This window comes from Protofrankia sp. CiP1_Cm_nod4, assembly GCF_982290645.1.
The window spans coordinates 6,349-8,245 of the sequence record NZ_CEVIVC010000138.1 but is presented as its reverse complement, the minus strand read 5'-3'; the positions used below and the strand labels follow the sequence as shown (position 1 = coordinate 8,245).

1 protein-coding gene is annotated in these 1,897 nt (G+C 78.8%); it reads left to right on the top strand.

Annotation, left to right across the window (positions count from 1 at the left end; translation table 11 throughout):
• Positions 1–157: 157 nt before the first annotated feature.
• Complete coding sequence (locus tag AC5LSR_RS19835) at positions 158–1,867, top strand: amidohydrolase (protein WP_493468809.1); 1,710 nt, start codon at positions 158–160, stop codon at positions 1,865–1,867.
• The last annotated feature ends 30 nt before the right edge of the window (positions 1,868–1,897 follow it).

Sequence of the window (1,897 nt, the reverse complement as noted above, 5' to 3'; positions counted from 1 at the left end):
GGCCGTGATTCCCGACGACACGGCCGGCTGTCGTGAGCCACGGCGTCCGGCCCGGTCGCGGGCGGGCACACTTTCAGGTGTGACGGACATGTCGTCGAACCCAGAAGCGGCCGGCCCGGCCAGCCCGCCGAACGACAACGGACAGGACGGACAGCCGGTGGGCACCCGGGCAGCGCGTGCCGGGGCGGCGGGCCCCCAGGAAGCAGCGGCCGGGCCGGGGAGAGCCGGGCCGCACGGCGCCCGGCGCGTCCTCTACCGCGGCGGGCGGATCCACAGCCCGGCGTCCCCGTTCGCGACGGCGATGCTGGTCGAGGACGGCCGGATCGCCTGGCTCGGCTCGGACGCGGCCGCCGGCGCACTGGCCGCCGAGAAGACCGTGGACCTCGACGACGCCCTGGTCGCCCCCGCGTTCGTGGACGCCCACGTGCACGTGACCGCCACCGGGCTCGCCCTCGACGGGCTCGACCTGTCCGGGGCACCGTCCCTGGCCCACGCCCTCGGCCAGCTGGCCGAGCACGTCCGGCGCCAGCCCACCGACGTGGTGCTCGGCACCAACTGGGACGAGACGGCCTGGCCCGAGGGCCGGGCGCCCACGGCCGCCGAACTCGACCGGGCGGCCGGCGGCGCGGCCGTCTACCTCTCCCGCGTCGACGGCCACAGCGCGGTCGTGTCGTCCACGCTCGCGGCCCGCTGCGACGCCCCCGGCCGGCCGGGCTGGCTCGGGGACGGCCGGTGCCGGGGCGAGGCCCACCACGCGGCCCGCACCACCGCCTACGACAGCGTGTCCGCCGGCCAGCGGCGGTCCGCCCAGCGCCGGGCCCGGGCACAGGCCGCAGCCCTCGGCATCGCCGCCCTGCACGAGATGGCCGGGCCGGAGGTCTCCAGCGCGGACGACCTCGCCGGCCTGCTCGCGCTCGCCGCCGCCGAACCGGGCCCCGCCGTCCACGGCTACTGGGCCGGGGACATCGACACCGCCGTCGCCCTCGGCGCCGGCCTCGGCGGCGACCTGTTCGTCGACGGCTCACTGGGATCCCGCACCGCCGCGCTGCGCGCCCCCTACGCGGACGCCCCCACCGGCGGCGCGGGCACCGGCCGCCGTGCCGGGGCCGACGGTGAGGCCGCCGGCAACCGGGGCCTGCTGCACCTGGATGTCGACGCCGTGTCCGCGACGGTCGTGCAGGCCGCCGAGGCCGGTCTGCAGGCCGGCTTCCACGCGATCGGGGACGCCGCCCTCGACACCGTCCTCGACGGCTTCGAACAGGCCGCCGACAAGATCGGCCTGCCGCGGATCCTGGCCGGCCGGCACCGCGTCGAGCACTGCGAGATGGCCGACGCCGCCCAGATCGCGCGGATGGCCCGCCTCGGCCTGACCGCCGTCGTGCAGCCGGCCTTCGACGCCTGCTGGGGCGGCCGGGACGGCATGTACGCCCAGCGGCTGGGCGCCGGCCGGGCGGGCGCGATGAACCCGTTCGCCGCGATGGCCACCGCGGGTGTCGTCCTCGCGCTGTCCTCGGACGCCCCGGTGACCCCGCTGGACCCGTGGGGCGGGGTACGTGCCGCGGCCGCGCACCGCACACCGTCGGCGGCGCTGAGCGCCCGGGCGGCGTTCGCCGCCGCGACCAGGGGCGGGTGGCGGGCGGCCCGGGCCGACGGCGACGGCAGCGGGCTGCTCGCCCCCGGCGCCCCCGCGACGTTCGCGGTCTGGCGGGTGACGGGGGAGCTGGTGGTGCAGGTACCGGACTCCCGCGTCGCGGCATGGTCCACCGACCCGCGCGCCGCCGTCGCCGGCCTGCCCGATCTCGACGGGCCCACGCCGGCCTGCGTACGCACGGTCGTGCGCGGCACGATCATCCACGACCTGCTGTAGGGCCCGCCGGAGCGCTTCCGGCAGGAAGCC